The sequence below is a fragment of the uncultured Psychroserpens sp. genome, assembly GCF_947494225.1.
Classification (GTDB): Bacteria; Bacteroidota; Bacteroidia; order Flavobacteriales; family Flavobacteriaceae; genus Psychroserpens.
In genome coordinates, this window is record NZ_CANLUG010000008.1 from 140303 (window position 1) to 159112 (window position 18810).

At 33.5% G+C, this 18810-nt stretch carries 16 protein-coding genes; 14 read left to right on the plus strand and 2 right to left on the minus strand.

Annotated elements, in window-relative coordinates:
- Positions 1–40: 40 nt before the first annotated feature.
- The 6 genes from Q0893_RS16930 to Q0893_RS16955 all read left to right on the plus strand — a co-directional run bounded on the left by Q0893_RS16930 (position 41) and on the right by Q0893_RS16955 (position 4832).
- Positions 41–1372: a serine hydrolase gene (locus Q0893_RS16930; RefSeq protein ID WP_299277883.1), complete on the plus strand. Its 1332-nt coding sequence runs from the start codon at positions 41–43 to the stop codon at positions 1370–1372.
- Between the two features lie 15 nt (positions 1373–1387).
- A complete protein-coding gene (locus Q0893_RS16935; RefSeq protein WP_298903861.1) occupies positions 1388–1795 on the plus strand; it encodes a MotA/TolQ/ExbB proton channel family protein in 408 nt (135 codons plus the stop codon).
- Position 1796: 1 nt separating this feature from the next.
- On the plus strand, positions 1797–3047 hold the full coding sequence (locus Q0893_RS16940; RefSeq protein ID WP_299277888.1) for an alpha/beta hydrolase-fold protein: 1251 nt from the start codon (positions 1797–1799) through the stop codon (positions 3045–3047).
- 191 nt (positions 3048–3238) lie between these two features.
- Entirely contained in the window at positions 3239–3793 is a 555-nt protein-coding gene (locus tag Q0893_RS16945) for a sigma-70 family RNA polymerase sigma factor (RefSeq protein WP_298903859.1), read from the plus strand.
- The gene (locus Q0893_RS16950) at positions 3793–3969 is read left to right on the plus strand and encodes a hypothetical protein (protein WP_298903858.1); all 177 of its coding nucleotides are present in this window, start codon (positions 3793–3795) and stop codon (positions 3967–3969) included. The genes Q0893_RS16945 and Q0893_RS16950 overlap by 1 nt, the downstream gene beginning before the upstream one ends.
- A 35-nt stretch (positions 3970–4004) precedes the next feature.
- A complete protein-coding gene (locus Q0893_RS16955) occupies positions 4005–4832 on the plus strand; it encodes a hypothetical protein (protein ID WP_298903857.1) in 828 nt (275 codons plus the stop codon).
- Positions 4833–5050: 218 nt separating this feature from the next.
- On the opposite strand, the gene Q0893_RS16960 is transcribed toward Q0893_RS16955, so the two are convergent.
- The gene (locus Q0893_RS16960; protein ID WP_299277893.1) at positions 5051–6418 is read right to left on the minus strand and encodes a DEAD/DEAH box helicase; all 1368 of its coding nucleotides are present in this window, start codon (positions 6416–6418) and stop codon (positions 5051–5053) included.
- A gap of 85 nt (positions 6419–6503) precedes the next feature.
- On the opposite strand from Q0893_RS16960, the gene pabB reads away from it, so the two are divergent.
- The 5 genes from pabB to Q0893_RS16985 all read left to right on the plus strand — a co-directional run bounded on the left by pabB (position 6504) and on the right by Q0893_RS16985 (position 13561).
- Entirely contained in the window at positions 6504–7805 is a 1302-nt protein-coding gene (gene pabB, locus Q0893_RS16965) for an aminodeoxychorismate synthase component I (protein ID WP_299277896.1), read from the plus strand.
- 186 nt (positions 7806–7991) lie between these two features.
- Complete coding sequence (tilS, locus tag Q0893_RS16970) at positions 7992–9272, plus strand: tRNA lysidine(34) synthetase TilS (RefSeq protein ID WP_299277900.1); 1281 nt, start codon at positions 7992–7994, stop codon at positions 9270–9272.
- 9 nt (positions 9273–9281) lie between these two features.
- Complete coding sequence (gene ade, locus Q0893_RS16975) at positions 9282–10904, plus strand: adenine deaminase (RefSeq protein ID WP_299277903.1); 1623 nt, start codon at positions 9282–9284, stop codon at positions 10902–10904.
- Positions 10905–10961: 57 nt separating this feature from the next.
- On the plus strand, positions 10962–11588 hold the full coding sequence (locus Q0893_RS16980) for a TerB family tellurite resistance protein (protein ID WP_298903852.1): 627 nt from the start codon (positions 10962–10964) through the stop codon (positions 11586–11588).
- 35 nt (positions 11589–11623) lie between these two features.
- Complete coding sequence (locus Q0893_RS16985; protein ID WP_299277907.1) at positions 11624–13561, plus strand: hypothetical protein; 1938 nt, start codon at positions 11624–11626, stop codon at positions 13559–13561.
- 5 nt (positions 13562–13566) lie between these two features.
- On the opposite strand, the gene Q0893_RS16990 is transcribed toward Q0893_RS16985, so the two are convergent.
- Entirely contained in the window at positions 13567–14706 is a 1140-nt protein-coding gene (locus Q0893_RS16990; protein ID WP_298903850.1) for a sodium:calcium antiporter, read from the minus strand.
- A gap of 272 nt (positions 14707–14978) precedes the next feature.
- Here Q0893_RS16990 and Q0893_RS16995 point away from each other — a divergent pair, with 272 nt between their 5' ends.
- The 3 genes from Q0893_RS16995 to Q0893_RS17005 all read left to right on the plus strand — a co-directional run bounded on the left by Q0893_RS16995 (position 14979) and on the right by Q0893_RS17005 (position 18621).
- Positions 14979–16727 (plus strand): CocE/NonD family hydrolase, encoded by a 1749-nt coding sequence (locus Q0893_RS16995; protein WP_299278054.1) that lies wholly within the window; start codon positions 14979–14981, stop codon positions 16725–16727.
- A 10-nt stretch (positions 16728–16737) separates the two neighbouring features.
- Positions 16738–17721 (plus strand): alpha/beta fold hydrolase, encoded by a 984-nt coding sequence (locus Q0893_RS17000; protein ID WP_299277911.1) that lies wholly within the window; start codon positions 16738–16740, stop codon positions 17719–17721.
- A gap of 78 nt (positions 17722–17799) precedes the next feature.
- Complete coding sequence (locus tag Q0893_RS17005; protein WP_299277914.1) at positions 17800–18621, plus strand: hypothetical protein; 822 nt, start codon at positions 17800–17802, stop codon at positions 18619–18621.
- Positions 18622–18810: the final 189 nt, after the last annotated feature.

Here is an 18810-nt window from a genome sequence, read left to right on the forward strand (position 1 = left end):
TTGTTTTTAGTTTTGGCTCATAATCAAAAAACAACAGATCATGATATCCTTACTAAAAAAGATAACCCTAATTAGCCTGCTTTTATCTAATCTTTGCTTTTCACAAGAGCAAAATTATCAACAGCTCGATTCATTTTTTGACATCCTTGATAAGCACGATAAACTCATGGCTACCATGACAATTACCAAAAACAATGAAGAGGTTTATAACAGAGCTATTGGGCTTTCTGATGTTGAAAAAGGCATAAGAAACAATGACAAGACTAAATTTAGAATAGGCTCAATATCTAAGGCATTTACAGCTGTTATGATTTTTCAGTTAATTGATGAAGGACGCATAACGTTAAATACACCGCTTTCAATGTTTTACCCAAAAATTCCTGGTTCTGAAAATATTAAAATTTCAAACCTTTTAAATCATAGTAGCGGATTGTATAACATTACTAATGATCCTAATTTTGGAGATTGGATGCTGAAACATTCAACAAAGGGTGAAATGTTAGCAAGAATTAAAAAGTACTCATTAGATTTTAATCCTGGTGAAAAAACCGAATATAGCAATACAAATTATCTTTTACTTGGGTATATCGTTGAAGCACTAGACAAAGACTTATATCCACAGTGTCTCCAGCGTAGAATCTTAAAAAAAATAGGGTTAAAGAATACCTATTATGGTGGTAAAATAGGCGCAAAGGCTAATGAAAGCCAATCTTATGTTTTTGAAGGTAAAGCTTGGAACCTTCATCCTGAAACCGATATGTCTAATCCTGGAGGCGCCGGAGCTGTGGTATCTACATCTAAAGATTTGTCAAAATTCATGAATGCACTTTTTGAAGGAAAATTAATGTCTGGCTCTAGCTTTGAAGCTATGAAAAAGACAAATAATGATGATACATGTCATGGTCTTTTTTATGCCAACATGAACAACGTTGATTTATATGCAAGTGAAGGTGGTATTGACGGCTTTCAGTCTATGCTTGTACATGTTCCATTAACTAAAACCACAATTGCCTTAGTGGCCAATGGATTAGATTTTAGTAAAATGCGAATCATGTTGGCGGCGTTTGCAGCTAGTCATGGACAGCCTATTATACTTCCAAATTTCACAAGAATAGACCTTACCGAAGCACAGGTAAAACAGTATGTGGGCGAATACGCCTGTGAAGAAGTGCCCTATAAACTTGTTTTTAAGGCAAAGGGAAATGTCTTACTTGGAGCGCCAGAACAAAGCAACCTTAAAGAGCTTACACCTACCAAACAGCATCAATTCACGTTTGATAGCTTAGGTGTTGTGCTTGATTTTTATCCCGAAACAGGCTTGGTTAAATTTACAAGAGGAGATAACAAACCATTATTATTTAAAAAACTATAACTAAATTTAAACATTATGAACACACTTACAATGACATCGAAAAGTCTATCAATTACAGCTAATATGTTTGTTGATGGCGGACCATTATTTATGACCCTAATTTTAATCTGCTTATTGGCATCGTTATTTTTTCTTGTTAGAGGATTTGCTAATGTTAAAAAATCATTAGAGATTTCCAATAAAATGCTGAAATTGGCCTCAGATGCGAGTTTGCTAGGCTTAGTTATGGGGTTCTTGGCTTCCATTATAGGCTTAATTACTGCCTTTGATTCGGTAGAGGCAATGGGAGATCCTGACCCTTCTATATTTGCAGGCGGACTTAAAATTTCGTTGTTGACCGCTTCATTTGGCTTGTTTACATTTGTTGTTGCCAGAATTGGAATTATAATATTAAGAATGATGTCGAATACAAATGACAAATAATATGAAAGAAATTACCCGTTATATAGTCCTTATTGCTCTTATCCTTTTTAATTCTGTTGCTAGTGCACAATCTAATGCCAATGAATTAGCACAAAATAGCAATGAAATTATTGATAGCATTTATTCTAAGTCTTTACATAGTTATCAACAGTTTTGGGTGAAATATCCCGATAATTATAACCCAAAAAGTAAAATAAAATATCCGGTAGTTTATTTACTAGATGGTTTTTCATTAAAATCGAATTTAGAGATTGTATATGATAACTACTGGGGACATTATATGCCTCATATGATTTTAGTAGGGATTTCGAATAGAACGAATAGAACTCGAGATTTAACCATTTCAAAAGTAGAATCAAACCGTGGATCACCTATGCAAACCGATTCTGGTGGTGCAGAAACATTTGTTGCTTTTATCGAAGAGGAATTAATACCTCAAATAAATAAAACGCATCGTACAACGAATTATAGAACTTTAATTGGACATTCGTATGCGGGTTTATTTACAATTCATACATTAATTCATCATCCCCATTTATTTACGAATTATATAGCTATCGATCCTAGTATTGAATGGGACAATCAAAAATTATTGAAAGAAGCCAAATCGAAATTAAAATCAAACTCATTTGATGGTAAAGGTCTTTTTGTTGCTTTAGCAGCCGAGCAATTGCATATGCAAAATGCATCGGTTACTATGGATAATATCATGGAGGATACTTCAGAGTATAGCCTGTTTGCACGTTCTATTGTAGAGTTTTCTCAATTTGCAAACTCGCAAAAGCAAAATAAATTAAATTTCAGTTGGAAAGTATATCCAGAAGATTTACATGGCACAGTACCATTACCTGCTATGAGAGATGGATTAATTGAGTTATTTAAGTGGTATCAGTTTAAAGCACCACAAACGTATAATAACCCTGAGAGTTCAGTAGAACTATTACAAACATTGTTGGACAATCAAGAAAAGATCTACGCTAAAAACTTTGGCTATAAAGTACCTCCAATGATTGAGGAGCTTTTTAACGGTTATGGCTATATGAATTTACAAATGGGGCAACCAGAAAAAGCCTATTTATTTTTTAATAAAGCGATTTCGTATTATCCCGAAAGTGCAAATGCTTATGATGCCATGGCTGACTATTATATAGATCAAAAGGATAAAATCAAGGCCATTGAGTTTGTGGAAAAAGCGTTTGCCATAAGTGGCAATTCTTATTACAAGGAAAAGCTAGACGCTTTGAAAAAGTAAAAAACAAAATAAGATTAAAAGCGAACCTTAAAAGGTTCGCTTTTTTTATACTCAGGTTATAGGTTTTCCAATGTTAATTTTTATAAATTTAACATTTAAGTTAAAAAAAATGTGACTTAATACTAATGTTGGTGTCTTAAAACAAACCACTAAAACCAATCTATAGATTATTGCAACCCTCTGGTAACATTATGAAACTTTCAGACGAAGAGCTGGTAAGTGCTATTGTAAAGAATAATGATACATTACTTTTTGAAGTTTTGTATGATCGTTTCGCTACTTTGGTGTACAATAAATGTTACGGTTTTGCAAAAGATGAAGACGAAGCAAAAGACTTAACACAAGACGTGTTTTTGAAACTTTTTGTGAAGCTCGCTAGTTTTAAAGGAAAGTCTAAATTTTCTACATGGTTATATGCCTTTACTTATAATCATTGCGTAAATTATGTGACACGAAATACCGCTAAGAAATTTGAAAAACAGTCTGTAGATTATGCAGATATTGAAAATATTTCTGAAGATTATGATGAATCATCAGATTTTAGCGATATGAGAGTTGATAAACTCAAAAGAGCATTAGAACTTGTATCACCTGATGAAAAGATGATACTATTACTAAAATATCAAGATAACCTTTCTATAAAGGAGATTGAAAGTGTTTTAGGAATTGGAGAAAGTGCCGTTAAAATGAGAATTAAACGGGCTAAAGATAAATTATTAACCGTATATGCTAATAACCTTAACTAATGGAAAATCCTTTCAGAGATATAGATAAGCCATTGAAGTCAGTTCCGCAGGAATTGAAGTCTAAGGTTATGAATGATATTGCCATTGCAAAATTATTAATGGAATTGGCCGAGCTATTTTCATATAATTTAGGAGATGTTATTGAAACAGTAATGAGCAAAAGGGATAAAAAATAAAGAATTAAAATCAAGCTATTAATAATTAATAAATCATGGATAAAATTACAAATTACAAAAATGCAGCGATGGATTCTCTTTCGGGTATGTGGCCTGAAATATCAAGAGTTTTTATGAATGTTGTTTTCGCATTAGTTGTCTTAATTATTGGATGGTTAGTGGCAAAAATTGTCGTTAAAATCGTTAAGAAAGCACTTAAGCTGGCAAAAGCCAACAAATTAGATGATAAGTTAAATGAAATTGAGTTTATAGAAGGAAAGACGCTCAAATTTGATACCATAAAGATTGTTAGTTCGTTTGTGAAATGGATTATTTATATCATGTTACTTATTATAGTTTCTGATATGCTTGATTTAAAAGTCATTTCAGAACAAATTAGTAACTTCTTAAGTTATTTACCGCAATTGTTTGTTGCTCTTGTCATTTTTACTGGAGGTTTGTTGTTTGCAAACTTTGTTAAAAAGGGATTGAGGTCCTTTTTTGAATCCATGGATTTATCTGGTGCAAAAATTATAAGCCAGATTGTCTTTTTTCTATTGCTTGTTTTTATTTCCATTACAGCTCTAAATCAAGCAGGCGTAGATACCGATATAATCACAAGTAATTTTACAATGATTTTGGCTGCTTTCTTGTTAGCTTTCGCCATAGCCTTTGGGTTAGGAGCAAAGGAAGTTATGAGCAGTTTGTTGAAAACATTTTATACCAGAAAGACGTTTGAAGTAGGAAAGAAGATAGAATTTCAAAATAAAATTTATGAAATTGATGCTATCGAAAATATTTCAGTAGTGTTAAAAAATGAAGAAGGTAAACTTGTTGTACCTGTTAAAGATATCGTAGAAAACCACATTAAGGTTGTAGACTAGATATCTAGGGTTATAGATTAATTATGTCAATTACACGATCTAGTCTACTGGGTTTTCTATAGTCCCTTTCCATGTATTTGGAAAGGGATTTTTTTACCACATTACCTTAATGCCGTGTAAAAATAATCGAATTTTTATAAGAAATGCTAGAGAATGTTTAAGTGTTTGTAAATGTGATGATTGTGATTAGAAACAGCTGGTTCTATTGAAAGATTAAACTATTTACGTTTGTTTCTCTTGTTATAATTTTTATCACCTCTAGTTTTAGGCTTCTTATATTTAGCCGCAATTTTAAACTTATAAGAACCGCCGAGATTCTCTTTTTTATTTTTATCTTTTTTGTCATGAAATGCTGGTCCTGGAGCATCTTCATCTTGTCGCTGTTTAGTAGGATTGTTACGTTCTCTAATTTGAGGACGCTCTTCTTCAATTAATTGTTTAGAAATTTCAACACCGTCAGGAAAATTAAGTTGCTCAATTTTTATACCCATATAATCTTCAATAGTTTGGAGATCTTCCTGTTCTTTTTCCGTAGAAAACGTAAGGGCATGTCCTTCATGTTCTGCACGACCAGTTCTACCAATACGATGCATATAATTTTCGGGATATTTTGGAGTGTCAAAATTAATAACATGGCTAATGTGTTCTATATCTAATCCACGAGCCATAACATCTGTAGCAATTAAAATACGATGTTCACCAGATCTAAACTGTTCTATACTTCTCAACCTGTAGTTCTGCGTTTTGTTAGAATGAATCACGCAAGATTGATCAGGAATGCGTTCCTCAAGCTCGGCAAAAAGCATATCGGCTAATTTTTTATAAGCCACAAATACGAGCACTTTATTATAGGTGCCAGGATCGTGAAGTAAGTATTCTAAGAGATTAACTTTTGTATAAAAGTTAGTAACGTCATAACGTTGCTGTTTAATATTATGAAGTGGCGTTCCAGATACGGCAATAGTAACACGTTGGGGTTTAATGAAGAAATCACTTATTAAATCGTCAACATCTTCAGTCATTGTTGCCGAAAACATAATATTTTGACGACGCTCGGGCAGTACATCAAAAATATTGAGAAGTTGGTGTCTAAAGCCTAAATCTAGCATCACATCAACCTCGTCTATCACTAATTTTTGGATAGACTTTAGTTGTAAAACACGACTTACAGCCAAATCAAATAAACGCCCTGGTGTCGCTACAATAACATCTTGCCCTTGTGCAACAGCTTGCTTTTGAGTGTTTATGTTTGTCCCACCATATACGCCTAAAACCCTTAAATTGATATAAGCTGCCAACTTTTCAATTTCATCAACCACTTGTACGACCAACTCTCGAGTAGGTACCAAAACTAAAATTCTAGGATTATCTTGAGTCGAATATTTAAGGTGTCTTAAAATTGGTAGCATGTAAGCAAATGTTTTACCTGTACCAGTTTGTGCAATACCTACAACATCTTTTCCAGATGCCACAACATTAAATGCTTGTGCCTGAATTGGAGTTGGGTATTCAAAACCTAAATCACCCAATGCATTATAAAGTGGTGTGTTTAGATTTAAATCTGTAAAAGAGATTTGCTGTTCCATGGTGCAAAGGTAATTTTTTTACTTCGGAAAAACAGACTTGTTATTGACAGGTTTAATTCGGTTATTTGCATACATTAGTATTGCATTGAGAACACACACTACACATCACATCCCTAACCCTAAAGTTTTTAAGCAGCAACTCCTTATATGGAGTCAGCAATTTGATGAAGTTGTTTGGTTAGATAGTAATGATTATGATCAAAAGTATGCTAGTTATGACGCGGTTTTGGCCGTAGATGCATTTACAGTGTTTCAAACAGATTATTATGACGCCTTTAATCAGTTTAAAGAGTATCAGTCTTCAGTAGATGATTGGATTTTTGGTTATTTTTCTTATGACTTAAAAAATGATGTTGAACACTTGTCTTCTCAAAATTTTGATGGTTTACAATTTCCTGAGTTGTTCTTTTTTCAGCCTAAGAAACTCTTTTTTTTAAAAGGTGATCTTCTTGAAGTACACTATTTAAACGTAGTTGCTGATGACATAGATAATGATTTAAAATCAATAAGTGCTGAAACTTTGTTTAATACCAACACAGCTTCCCTCAAAGGAGAGCAGATAAAAATTAAGCTAAGAATACATAAAGATGAGTATTTTGAAAAAGTGAATACGATGTTGACACATATACACAGAGGAGATATTTATGAAGCCAACTTTTGTCAGGAGTTTTACGCTGAAAACACAACGCTTAATCCCCTTGAAACCTATGACAAACTTAATGCAATTTCAAAACCTCCATTTGCAACGTTTTTTAGAGTATATGACAAGTATTTGTTGTCGGCTTCACCAGAACGATATATAAAAAAAGAAGGTTTAAAGATTACTTCTCAGCCTATAAAAGGGACAGCAAAACGCTCGAAAAATAAAGAAGAAGATGCAAAGTTGAGGCAACAGCTTTCTGAAGATGAAAAGGAGCGTAGTGAGAATGTAATGATTGTTGATTTAGTACGAAATGATCTATCAAAAACAGCAACCAAAGGAAGTGTTAAGGTAGAAGAACTATGCAAGGTGTATACATTTGATCAGGTACATCAAATGATTTCGACAGTGACTTCAAAAGTAAATGAAAGTACACATCCTGTAGATGTGATTAAGACAACCTTTCCAATGGGAAGCATGACTGGAGCACCTAAAATTTCAGCAATGAAAATAATCGAAGATTTAGAAGCAACAAAAAGAGGGCTTTACTCTGGAGCAGTGGGTTATTTTTCTCCTAATGATGATTTCGATTTTAACGTGGTTATTCGCAGTATTTTATATAATGCAACCAATAAGTATGTATCGTATTCGGTTGGAGGAGCAATTACAGCAAAGAGTGATCCTTTAAAGGAGTATGAGGAGTGTTTAGTCAAGGCAAAAGCCATGCGTGAGGTCTTGGAAAATTAAGTTTAGCTTTGCTAACCTTCGGGGACAAAAAATCTGTTGGTATATTTGAATATAATTATAAAATATGATTGACTATTTGTATGGTGCTTTAGTTTAATTGGTTTGGTGCTTTTATTTTTATTATAAATTCAATTAATAGTCGTGAATTTGATGTTAGATCGTTTCAACCTACATATAAAAAAGACAATGCCGTTTCTACATGAAGCCAAAATCCTCATTGCTATTTCTGGTGGGTTGGATAGTGTGATGTTAGTGCATTTATGTCATCAGCTTAAGTTAAATATAACACTAGCGCATTGTAATTTTAATTTACGTGGTGCCGAGAGCGATACAGATGAAACCTTTGTAATAGCTTTAGCCAATCAACTGGATTTGGAAATCTTTACACAGCATTTTGATACCGAAAATCATGCTAAGCAGCAAAAACTATCTATTCAAATGGCAGCAAGGGAACTGCGTTACAATTGGTTTTCTGATTTAGCCGAAGATTTAAAATTTGATTATATACTTACAGCACATCATGCCGACGATAATCTTGAAACTGTTTTAATTAATCTAACACGAGGAACAGGTTTAAATGGGTTGATTGGCATTCCTGAAGTTAATGGTAATATTGTAAGGCCATTGCTTCCTTTTTCAAGAGAAGAATTAGAAATGTATGCCAGCGACAACAGAATTGAGTGGCGAGAAGATAGTAGTAATACATCCGATAAATATCTACGGAATAAATTGCGTCATCATGTCATTCCTGTTTTAAAAGAAACCAATCCGGAATTATTGTCAAATTTCAGACAAACCATCAGCAATTTAAAGGATACTGTCGATATCGTTGACGATGGAATCAAGGCTTTCACTGAAAACGCAGTTGAAGGTGAGACCGATAATTATATACAATTTAAAATTTCAGAATTTAAAGAACTGAGTAATCCTAAAGCATATTTATACGAACTGTTTAGTGGTTATGGGTTTTCAGAATGGAATGATGTGACTAATTTACTGGATGCGCAATCGGGTAAACAATTATTTTCAAAAACACACCGACTTTTAAAGGATAGAAATCATCTTATTTTAACCGAAATACCTTCTGAAAGTTTAAATTCATTCGAGATTCGTGAAAACGACTTACACTTTAATATGCCGTTGGGTCAGTTGGTATTTGAAAAAGCTGATACTCCTATAAAAACAGACAGCACTTCTATTTTTGTGGATAAAGATACCTTGACATTTCCTTTGAATTTAAGACAATGGCAAGAAGGTGATGTTTTTTATCCTTCAGGAATGGATGGTAAAAAGAAACTTAGTAAGTACTTTAAAGATGAAAAACTATCTCTCGTAGATAAAGAAAATATTTGGCTACTTTGCTCTAAAGGTGCCATTGTTTGGGTTATTGGAAAACGCGGAGATGAGAGATTTAAAGTTAGAGATAAAACTACCAATATTGTACAGATTACATTAGATTCAAATTAAAATAATTCTATGAAACGCATTCAAGGTCAAATAGTCGACATAAAAAACAAACGCATTTTTAAAGGGGAAGTCTCTATTTCAGAAGGAAAAATTGTTGCTATAGAAGAGAAAGAACATGATGTAGAACATTATATATTGCCTGGGTTTGTTGATGCTCATATTCATATTGAGAGTTCTATGTTGGTGCCTAGTGAATTTGCACGTATAGCTGTAAATCATGGAACGGTCGCAACAGTGTCTGATCCTCATGAAATTGCAAATGTTTTAGGAATTGATGGTGTTAATTTTATGATTGAGAATGGAAAAAAAACGCCTTTTAAATTCAATTTTGGAGCACCTTCTTGCGTGCCTGCAACTACGTTTGAATCGGCAGGAGCTGTTATAGATTCTGATGGGATTAAACAACTTTTGGCTAATCCCGATATTAAATATTTAGCCGAAATGATGAATTACCCAGGAGTCATATATGATGACGATGAGGTACTTAAAAAATTAGCTTGGGCCAAACACTATAAAAAACCAATAGATGGTCATGCGCCTGGCGTACTTGGTGACGATATTACAAAATATATTGCTGCTGGTATTTCTACCGATCATGAATGTTTTACTTACGAAGAAGGCTTAGAGAAGCTTCAAAAAGGAATGAAAATCCTAATTAGAGAAGGAAGTGCTGCTAAAAATTTTGAAGCACTAATTGATTTACTTCCCGAGTATTATGATCATATCATGTTTTGTAGTGATGATAAACATCCAGATGATTTAATTATTAATCATATTAATAAACTTTGCGCAAGAGCTGTCTCTAAGGGGATTGATGTTTTTAAAGTATTACAAGCAGCTTGTATTAACCCTGTTAAACACTATAATCTTGATGTTGGATTACTTGAGGTTGGAGATGAAGCCGATTGCATTGTTGTTGAAAATCTAACAGAGTTTAAGGTGCTTCAAACGTATATAGATGGCCAATTGGTAAGTGAAAACGGTCAATCAAATATAAAACCTATAGACTTTGAAGTGCTTAATAATTTCAACACTCAGAAAAAAGAAGTTTTGGATTTTCGGGTGGCTTCAAACGCAAAACAGATTAGAGTGATTGAGGCTTTAGAAGGGCAGTTAGTTACTAATGAATTAATAGAAAGTGCCAAGGTTGAAGCAGGTAATTTGATATCTAATGTAGAAAAAGATATCCTAAAAATGACGGTTGTTAACCGCTATAATAATGATAAGTCTGCTTTGGCGTTTATTAAAAATTTCGGATTAAAAGAAGGCGCTATAGCATCTTCTGTAGGCCATGATTCTCATAATATAATTGCAGTAGGTGTTTCAGATGAAATGATATGCAAAGCTGTTAATCTTATTATAGAAAATAAAGGAGGAATTTGTGCTGTTTCTGATTCTGAATCCAATATCGTGCCGCTTCCAATAGCAGGAATCATGAGTGATCAAGATGGGGAGACCATTGGAAAGGACTATGCTATCTTAGATTGTAAAGCAAAAACGTTAGGAAGTACTTTAAATGCACCATACATGACATTGTCGTTTATGGCTTTGTTGGTTATTCCTGCGTTAAAACTTAGTGATAAGGGGCTTTTCAATGGCAAGGACTTTAAGTTTGTAAGTTTAGAAGTTTAGATAATTTAATTAAGATTATTATATTTAGAATCTAAACTATTATTAAAAACCTAACTTATGATCATATTTGGAACACGTGGAGTTCGTTCTACAAAAGCTACTGGAAATTTTGATTGCCCACAATGCGAGGCAGATCGCGGCTATAGACATAGAAAAGTGACTCAGTTTTTTACGCTTTATTTTATTCCGTTAATCCCATTAGGAAATAAGGGCGAATATGTGGAATGTAATCATTGTAAAGGAACATTCATTACACGTGTTTTAGATTCTTCTAAATCTACCGATAAAGAGGCATTTATGGCAATGTATGAACAGGCCATTAGACATGTTATGGTTAAAATTATGCTTGCAGATGGTGTTATTGATAATAATGAGAAAGTGGCTGTTCTTGCCATTATCAATAAGTATGGACATAATGATATGTCGTCATTTCAATTAGATGACTATATTAAAGAAGTGCAGGCAGATCGTAGTGATATTTCTACTTACTTGAAACACGTTGGTCCTGCTTTAAATGAGCATGGTAAAGAACTTTTAATTAAATGTGCTTTAGATGTGGCTTATTCTGATGGTCATTTTGACGAATCTGAAAGAAAAATGATTCTTGATATGGGAACTATAATGGAGATGTCTTCGGCTCATATTAAAGGTATTATGGCCGAGTTTGTTGAACAACTCAACTAAGTCTTTATTAAAAATCAACCATCAACCAATCATTTATGAAAAATTCGTTTAGAGAACGTTTAAACTATAAGGCTGAACGTTTTTTAAGTAAAGGCGGTTCGTCTATATTTAAAAGCCTTCTCATTATATTTATTGTCGTTTTTATAGTCCTCGTTGGATTACGTTTATTACTCATACATATTTTTCCAAGCCTCAATTACACAGGTAATGTTTTTAGAGATATATGGGTCACTTTTCTGGAAATGACAGATCCAGGAAATATGAATCAAGATAACGAAGCTCCTACATATCTTAAGGTGCTAACAGTACTTTCGGGTTTAACTGGTGTCATTTTACTGTCTATGCTAATTGGTTTCATAACTACGGCCTTAGATACCATGCTATATGATTTCAGAAAAGGAAGAGGCAAAGTCATAGAAAACAATCATACCATAATTTTAGGTTGGAATGAACGCGTTGTTGATGTTATACGAGAACTTATTTTAGCAAACGAAAGTGAATCTAAGGCTTCAGTGGTTATTTTATCTGGAGAGGATAAAGAAACCATGGATAATCTAATCACAAAGCGTCTTCCTGATATGATGACTACTGAGGTCATTACAACTCAAGGTGATTACGCAAATATAAACGAGTTAAAGCGTATAAACCTAGAGCAGGCGAGATCTGTCATTATTTTAGCTAATTGCTCAGAAAGTGCTACAATTGACAAAAAAGTAGCTAGTGATGTGCAATCTGTTAAGTCGATTTTAGCCATTACTGCATGTCAAAATGGAACGAATGAATTACCTATAATTGCTGAAATATTTACGAAAGAAAAAAGAGATATCATAAGTTTCTTCGAGGACGATAATATTATTGCTATTGATAGCTGGAATATCATGGGTAAACTACTTATTCAGACATCTTTAACTAGTGGGTTAGACACTGTTTATAAAGAGATTTTGTCTTTTGATGGTTGCGAGGTCTATTTCTACGAGGATAACTGGAATAATGTCTTATTTAGTGATTTGAGCTATTATTTAAAGGATGGGATTCCTCTAGGGATTTACTCTGATGAAGACGGGTTAGTTTTGAGACCTCCAAAAGAAACCGTTGTCAAAGATGGCGATAGTGTCGTTATTTTAGCTGAAGACGACTCTACAATAGCTTATGAAAATAAACAATATTATTTTCCAAATAAAGACAAGAGAATTATAGATAAACGTTTAGAACAAGAGAAAAAACGTATTCTTATTTTAGGCTGGCACAAAGTGGCCGAAGTATTTATTGAAGAAGCAACAGATTACTTGTTAGAAGATTCTGATTTTGATATTATGTTTAATGGGCCAACCGATGAATTAAAAGATACCATAACAGAGATTTCTTCAGAATTTTCAGATTTTAATATTAAACTGCATGATGCAAATCCATTGGATTTAAAGAGTGTAGAGGCTATGAATCCTGGAAGTTATAATACAATAGTTATTCTTTCTCAAAGTATGGAAGAACAATCTGCCGATAAAATTGATTCAGACACCTTGATTATCTTATTGTTGTTACGAAAAGTAGTAAGTGAAGACGATGGTTTGCATATTATTACGCAGGTTTTAAATTCTGAGAATCAAGAAATAATAACGCAAACTAATGTGGATGATTTTATTATTAGTAACAAGTTAATCACGATGATTCTGGCACAATTGAGTGAAGAATCTTTAATGAAGACTTTTTATGACGATATCTTTTCTGAAGATGGTAGTGAGATTTATGTCAAGCCTGTCAGTTTGTATTTTGACACATTTCCACAGAACATCAAATTTGCAGATGCCATATTTTGTGCACAGCAAAGAGATGAAATATGCTTAGGTATTAGAAAAGGAGCACAGTGTAAATCACTCGAAGATAATTTTGGCATTGTTTTAAATCCAGATAAAAATATGGATATTGAATTCAACGAAAATGATTTCCTAATCGTGTTAAGCGAGGACGAATTATAGAATCATCAAAATAATGATGTAAACCAATGTGATATTGCCGATAAGAAGGCCGAGATTTCTCTAATAACTGGAAGATCATAATTGATGCCTTTACCAATTGAATACGCAACAAAAACGATATAAAGTGTAATAAGTAATTTGGCATGTGATCGCTTTATTCCTTTTTTTGCAAACACAAAAATTAAAAACACCACTATGGTTAGGAGAAGTAATAATACCCTAAGCTGTCCTACGTTTTCTATAGTTTCGGCACTCATTTCTATAGGACCATAAATTAGTGTAAATAGAAAAAGAGGGAACCCTAACGCAAAGCATACATCAAAAATGTTACTTCCTAAGGCATTTGCAACGGCATCATCATAATTCCCTTTCATGGCATCTTTATACGAAATTATAGTATCTGGTACACTCGTTGCTGCAGAGGCTAATACTACAGATACAAAATATATTGGCATACCAATGGCAGTACCAAATTGCTCGCAGGCTTCAACTAGCCAAAAACATGCTATTCCAATAAAAAACACTGAGATAACTAATAATAAAATAGCTTTAGTTGTATTAATTTTAGAATCGCCAAGAATGGTTGTGGCTAAATCGCCCTTAAAAAGTGCTATGGTTCTATTGCCACCATCGGCTTCTTCTTCGTACTCATTTTCTACATCTCCAGACCCCTGACTTAATAGCATGTAACTCACATATACAATGTATAGAAGCATCAAAGTTAATCCATGACCCCAATTTAAAGAGGTCCCAGTAATAACAAATATTAAAGCTAATTCGGCTAGTATTAATGCAATACCATCGCGTAAGATTACTTTTTGAGAAATTTCAATTTTTGACGAAATCCCTTTTCCTATGACCACCAAAATAACAACAGCTGGAATGATCATTGCATTAAAAACAGCACTTCCAGCAGTTGTTCCAATACCTCCAGAGAATCCATCCTTATCTTTTAGTACAAATAGAAAAAACAATGTCGTGAAAAGTTCAGGTAAACTACTTCCTATTGCATTAATAGTCGCGCCTTTAATCCCTTCTTTCATATGTCGACCTAAATAGTTAGAAGCCATTTCAAAACCATCACAAGCGCGCCAAATAACAACACAAGTTATAAGAATTAAACCAAGAGAAGAGAGCATTGCCATAGATTAAAATTGTTTGGCAAATTTAAACTAATAAATGAGATTAACTTTTATTTTAATTCATCTAATCTTAAATTAGGCTTTCAATAAATTTAGAATAGATTATCTTTAAACATTAAAAATCACCAGCCAGTATGAAACGATTAATTTTTCTTGTATTTATAGCAAGTACACTTATAAATTGTAAGCATTCCGAAACGTCTGAAGTAAAAGACATTGAAAAGGAAAAAGTAGAAAATACTTATGTAAAAGATAACTACGATAAAAAAGAGGTGATGATAGAAATGCGTGATGGCATAAAGCTTCACACAACCATTTATACACCAAAGAACGCTTCTAAAGCATATCCCATATTATTAAAACGCACGCCTTACAGTTGTAAGCCTTATGGCGAAAATGAATTCAGCGAAAAAATTGGACCAAATAAGTACCTTATGGAAGAAGGTAATATCATGGTGTATCAAGATGTGAGAGGCCGTTGGAATAGTGAAGGCGTTTATGATAACATGAGGGCTTTTATTCCAAATAAAACAGGCACTCAAACAGATGAGGCAAGTGATACATATGACACGATAGAATGGCTCATCAATAATATTGATAACAATAACGGAAATGTGGGCACATATGGTATTTCTTATCCAGGGTTTTATGCCACATACTCTGTGTTATCTGGTCATCCTGCGTTAAAAGCTGCTTCGCCACAGGCTTGTATAGGTGATTTCTATTTTGATGATTTTATTCATAATGGGGCTTTTTTATTGAGCTATTGGAGAGCTACTTCGGTTTTTGGTTATATGAAAGAAACACCTACAACAGAGGCTTGGTATGAATTCCCAGATATAGGTACAGAAGATCAGTATCAGTTCTTTTTAGATGCAGGACCATTAAGCAATCTTGATAAATATTATGACGAAGATAATGTATTTTATGAGCAGATAAAAGCGCATCCAAATTATGATGAATTCTGGCAGAGCAGAGGAATCATACAACATTTAAAAGATATTAAACCCGCAACGCTTATTGTTGGTGGTTTGTTTGACGCCGAAGATTTGTATGGGCCATTCAATACCTATTCGAGTATTGAAAAGAATAGCGATAACTTTAATGCCGTAGTGTTCGGGCCTTGGAGTCATGGTGATTGGGCAAGAACAAAAGAACGACAAGTGATTGGTAATGTTTATTTTGGAGATAACATTTCAGATTACTTTCAGAAAGATATCGAAACTCCTTTCTTTAACCATTTCCTTAAAGGTGATGCCAACGGAAAAGTAGATTTGCCAGAGGCTCATATGTTTGATACAGGTAAGATGGAATGGGTGAGTTTTGAAACTTGGCCTCCTGCAAATACAAGTAAAGAAAGCTATTTTATGCAGCCCTATGAACGTTTGACCAAACGCGCTAATCGCATGATAGCAACATCCGATTTTGTTAGTGATCCTAAAAAGCCAGTTCCGTATTCTGAAGATATCAAAGTGGTGTTTACACCACGTAAGTTTATGACAGACGACCAGCGTTTTGCTGCTAGACGCCCAGATGTTTTAGTGTTTGAGACCGAAATATTAGAGGATGATATTACCCTTGCTGGAGATATTTTAGCGAAACTTAATGTGTCTACAACAGGAACTGCAGCAGACTGGATTGTAAAAGTGATTGATGTGTTTCCACCTGATATCGAAACACCTGAAGACAATGAAGATGTGCAAGATCATTTAAAACTTAGCAATTATCATATGCTCGTTAGAAGTGAAACTATTAGAGGTCGTTTTAGAAATAGTATGAGTAGCCCTGAGCCTTTCGTTCCTAATAAGAAAACAGCTGTAAATTTAGGACTTCAGGATGTGTTTCATACGTTCAAAAAAGGACATAAAATTCAGGTGCAAATTCAAAGTACGTTTTTCCCTTATATAGATGCAAATCCGCAAACTTATGTAGACAATATCTTTGAGGCAAAAGAAGAAGATTTTAAGGCGCAAACTCATAAGGTTTATAACGATTCTTCAATCGAGTTCACGGTTTTAAAATAACTAACGCCTAATGCCAATAGTAGAGTCAACTTTTAAGTCTCCGTTTTTGTTTAAAAACGGGTTTCTTGCTACAGTGTATTCTGGTTTATTCCGAAAGGTTAAGGGACTTACACAAGAGCGTGAACGCATAGACACTCGCGATAACGATTTTTTAGATTTGGATTGGAGTTATGCCAATGATAATTCTAATGCCGTCATTATTCTACTTCATGGGTTAGAAGGACATGGGCAGCGACCTTATATTACAGGCCCAGCAAAACTCTTTAATCAAAATAGTATAGATGCAGTAGCAGTAAATTTTAGAGGGTGTAGTGGAGAGGATAATAGATTTTATAATAGTTATCATTCTGGAGCAACAAATGATCTTGATGATGTTGTACAACATTGTATTAAACAAAAAGGGTATTCTAAAATTTATATTAAAGGCATTAGTTTAGGCGGAAATATCACACTCAAATACTTAGGTGAGAAAAGAGATATTCCAAGTCAGGTGAAAGCTGCAATTGCCGTTTCTGTTCCTGTTCATCTCATAAGTTCTTCGGTAGAATTGCATAAGTTGAAGAACAAGGCTTTTGCTAATCGCTTCTTAAGACACCTTCTTGATAAGCTCAAGAAAAAAGCAGAAAGATTTCCAGACAAAATAACTCATGAGTCCTTAAAATCCATTAAAACCTTACGTGATTTTGATGAAGTCTATACGTCTAAGGCACATGGATTTAAAAATGCACAAGACTATTATGAGCAATGTAGCAGTCTACAATTTTTAAAGCACATAAATACACCTACATTGCTTATTAATGCACTTAATGATTCTTTCTTAACACCAGAATGTTTTCCAATTAAAGAAGCGAAAGAAAATGAAAATATTTATCTAGAAATGCCAGAGCATGGAGGGCATGTAGGTTTTATTCAAAAAGGGAACATATATTACAATGAAAAACGTGCTTTTGACTTCATAAAAAAAATAAACTTAACCAGCACTCAGAGCCTTTAAACTTAAAAAGTTTTTGTAAATTTAAGTTCTCCCTTATAATACTAATTAATAGATTATTAATCTTTTAAATCATTACTTATGAAAACAATTAATACTATTAATGGTATTGCTTTGCATTATGCAAGATTACCGCAACATCCATACGGAACTATAGGAAAACAGCAGGACTTTAAAGTTGAAAATGAGTTTCTTGAAAAACTCAAAACTGCTTTCGATGAAGTATTTGCACATTGTCCTTTAGGAAAGCCTAATGTTATTACAAGTGCAGGGATATTGGTTAACAAACCAGGACAGCATGGTTTAGGAAAAGCCTTTGATTTAGACGCTGTTTTTTGGGATGATTTCACTTTAATTACCAATAATTTTATTCATCATAAAGAACTGTACTTAGGCATGGAATCGTTTTTACGAAAACACTTTGGTATTGTACTTAATCATTTGTATCCAAACCATGCCGATCACTGGCATTTTGATACAAGTGTTATCGTTGATTATCATGAGTCTTCCCAATCTGAAACATTATACTTACAAATGGTGCTTAGATATATCTACGGAAAATCAATTATTATAGATGGTGTCTCAGGACCTCAAACCAGAGCCTCAACTAGAGAAGTGTTTGAGAGATTAAATATTAGCACACCTATAACAACGAAAGTAAACTACTTGAAATTTTTAGACCTTACTGGTAAGATTGCGTTTAAACTTAGTGAAGATAAAGTTACACCTTTACAGTTGCTGGATAATTTAGAAACTGTAGTTGAGGGCTTACCAGTAACGAGTAAACATGCCGTAAGCCAAGCTTTAAACTCCTTTTTAATGCATGAAGACACGTCGAGTTGGCTTAATGGAATTACAGAGAATCACAATTTAGAAACGATTATTGATGGTGTAATTGGCTAGTAATTACTTGGTTTAAGTGTGCTTTGGAAATTAATAACTGATTTAGGTTTTTTGATAATTATTCAATGTAGGTTTTAAATAATTAATGATACCTCAGTAAAACCTTTGTTTTAATATATATTTCATATATTTGATTAGAGTGTGATTAAAAATCCGCAATGTTATATTGTGATTTTTATGGCATTCTTA

Excerpts from the sequence above, each read along its gene's own strand:
- Q0893_RS16930 (WP_299277883.1), top strand. The coding sequence starts at position 41 with ATGATATCCTTACTAAAAAAGATAACCCTAATTAGCCTGCTTTTATCT.
- Q0893_RS16935 (WP_298903861.1), top strand. The coding sequence starts at position 1,388 with ATGAACACACTTACAATGACATCGAAAAGTCTATCAATTACAGCTAAT.
- Q0893_RS16940 (WP_299277888.1), top strand. The coding sequence starts at position 1,797 with ATGAAAGAAATTACCCGTTATATAGTCCTTATTGCTCTTATCCTTTTT.
- Q0893_RS16945 (WP_298903859.1), top strand. The coding sequence starts at position 3,239 with ATGAAACTTTCAGACGAAGAGCTGGTAAGTGCTATTGTAAAGAATAAT.
- Q0893_RS16950 (WP_298903858.1), top strand. The coding sequence starts at position 3,793 with ATGGAAAATCCTTTCAGAGATATAGATAAGCCATTGAAGTCAGTTCCG.
- Q0893_RS16955 (WP_298903857.1), top strand. The coding sequence starts at position 4,005 with ATGGATAAAATTACAAATTACAAAAATGCAGCGATGGATTCTCTTTCG.
- Q0893_RS16960 (WP_299277893.1), bottom strand. The coding sequence starts at position 6,418 with ATGGAACAGCAAATCTCTTTTACAGATTTAAATCTAAACACACCACTT.
- tilS (WP_299277900.1), top strand. The coding sequence starts at position 7,992 with ATGCCGTTTCTACATGAAGCCAAAATCCTCATTGCTATTTCTGGTGGG.
- ade (WP_299277903.1), top strand. The coding sequence starts at position 9,282 with ATGAAACGCATTCAAGGTCAAATAGTCGACATAAAAAACAAACGCATT.
- Q0893_RS16980 (WP_298903852.1), top strand. The coding sequence starts at position 10,962 with ATGATCATATTTGGAACACGTGGAGTTCGTTCTACAAAAGCTACTGGA.
- Q0893_RS16985 (WP_299277907.1), top strand. The coding sequence starts at position 11,624 with ATGAAAAATTCGTTTAGAGAACGTTTAAACTATAAGGCTGAACGTTTT.
- Q0893_RS16990 (WP_298903850.1), bottom strand. The coding sequence starts at position 14,706 with ATGGCAATGCTCTCTTCTCTTGGTTTAATTCTTATAACTTGTGTTGTT.
- Q0893_RS16995 (WP_299278054.1), top strand. The coding sequence starts at position 14,979 with ATGATAGAAATGCGTGATGGCATAAAGCTTCACACAACCATTTATACA.
- Q0893_RS17000 (WP_299277911.1), top strand. The coding sequence starts at position 16,738 with ATGCCAATAGTAGAGTCAACTTTTAAGTCTCCGTTTTTGTTTAAAAAC.
- Q0893_RS17005 (WP_299277914.1), top strand. The coding sequence starts at position 17,800 with ATGAAAACAATTAATACTATTAATGGTATTGCTTTGCATTATGCAAGA.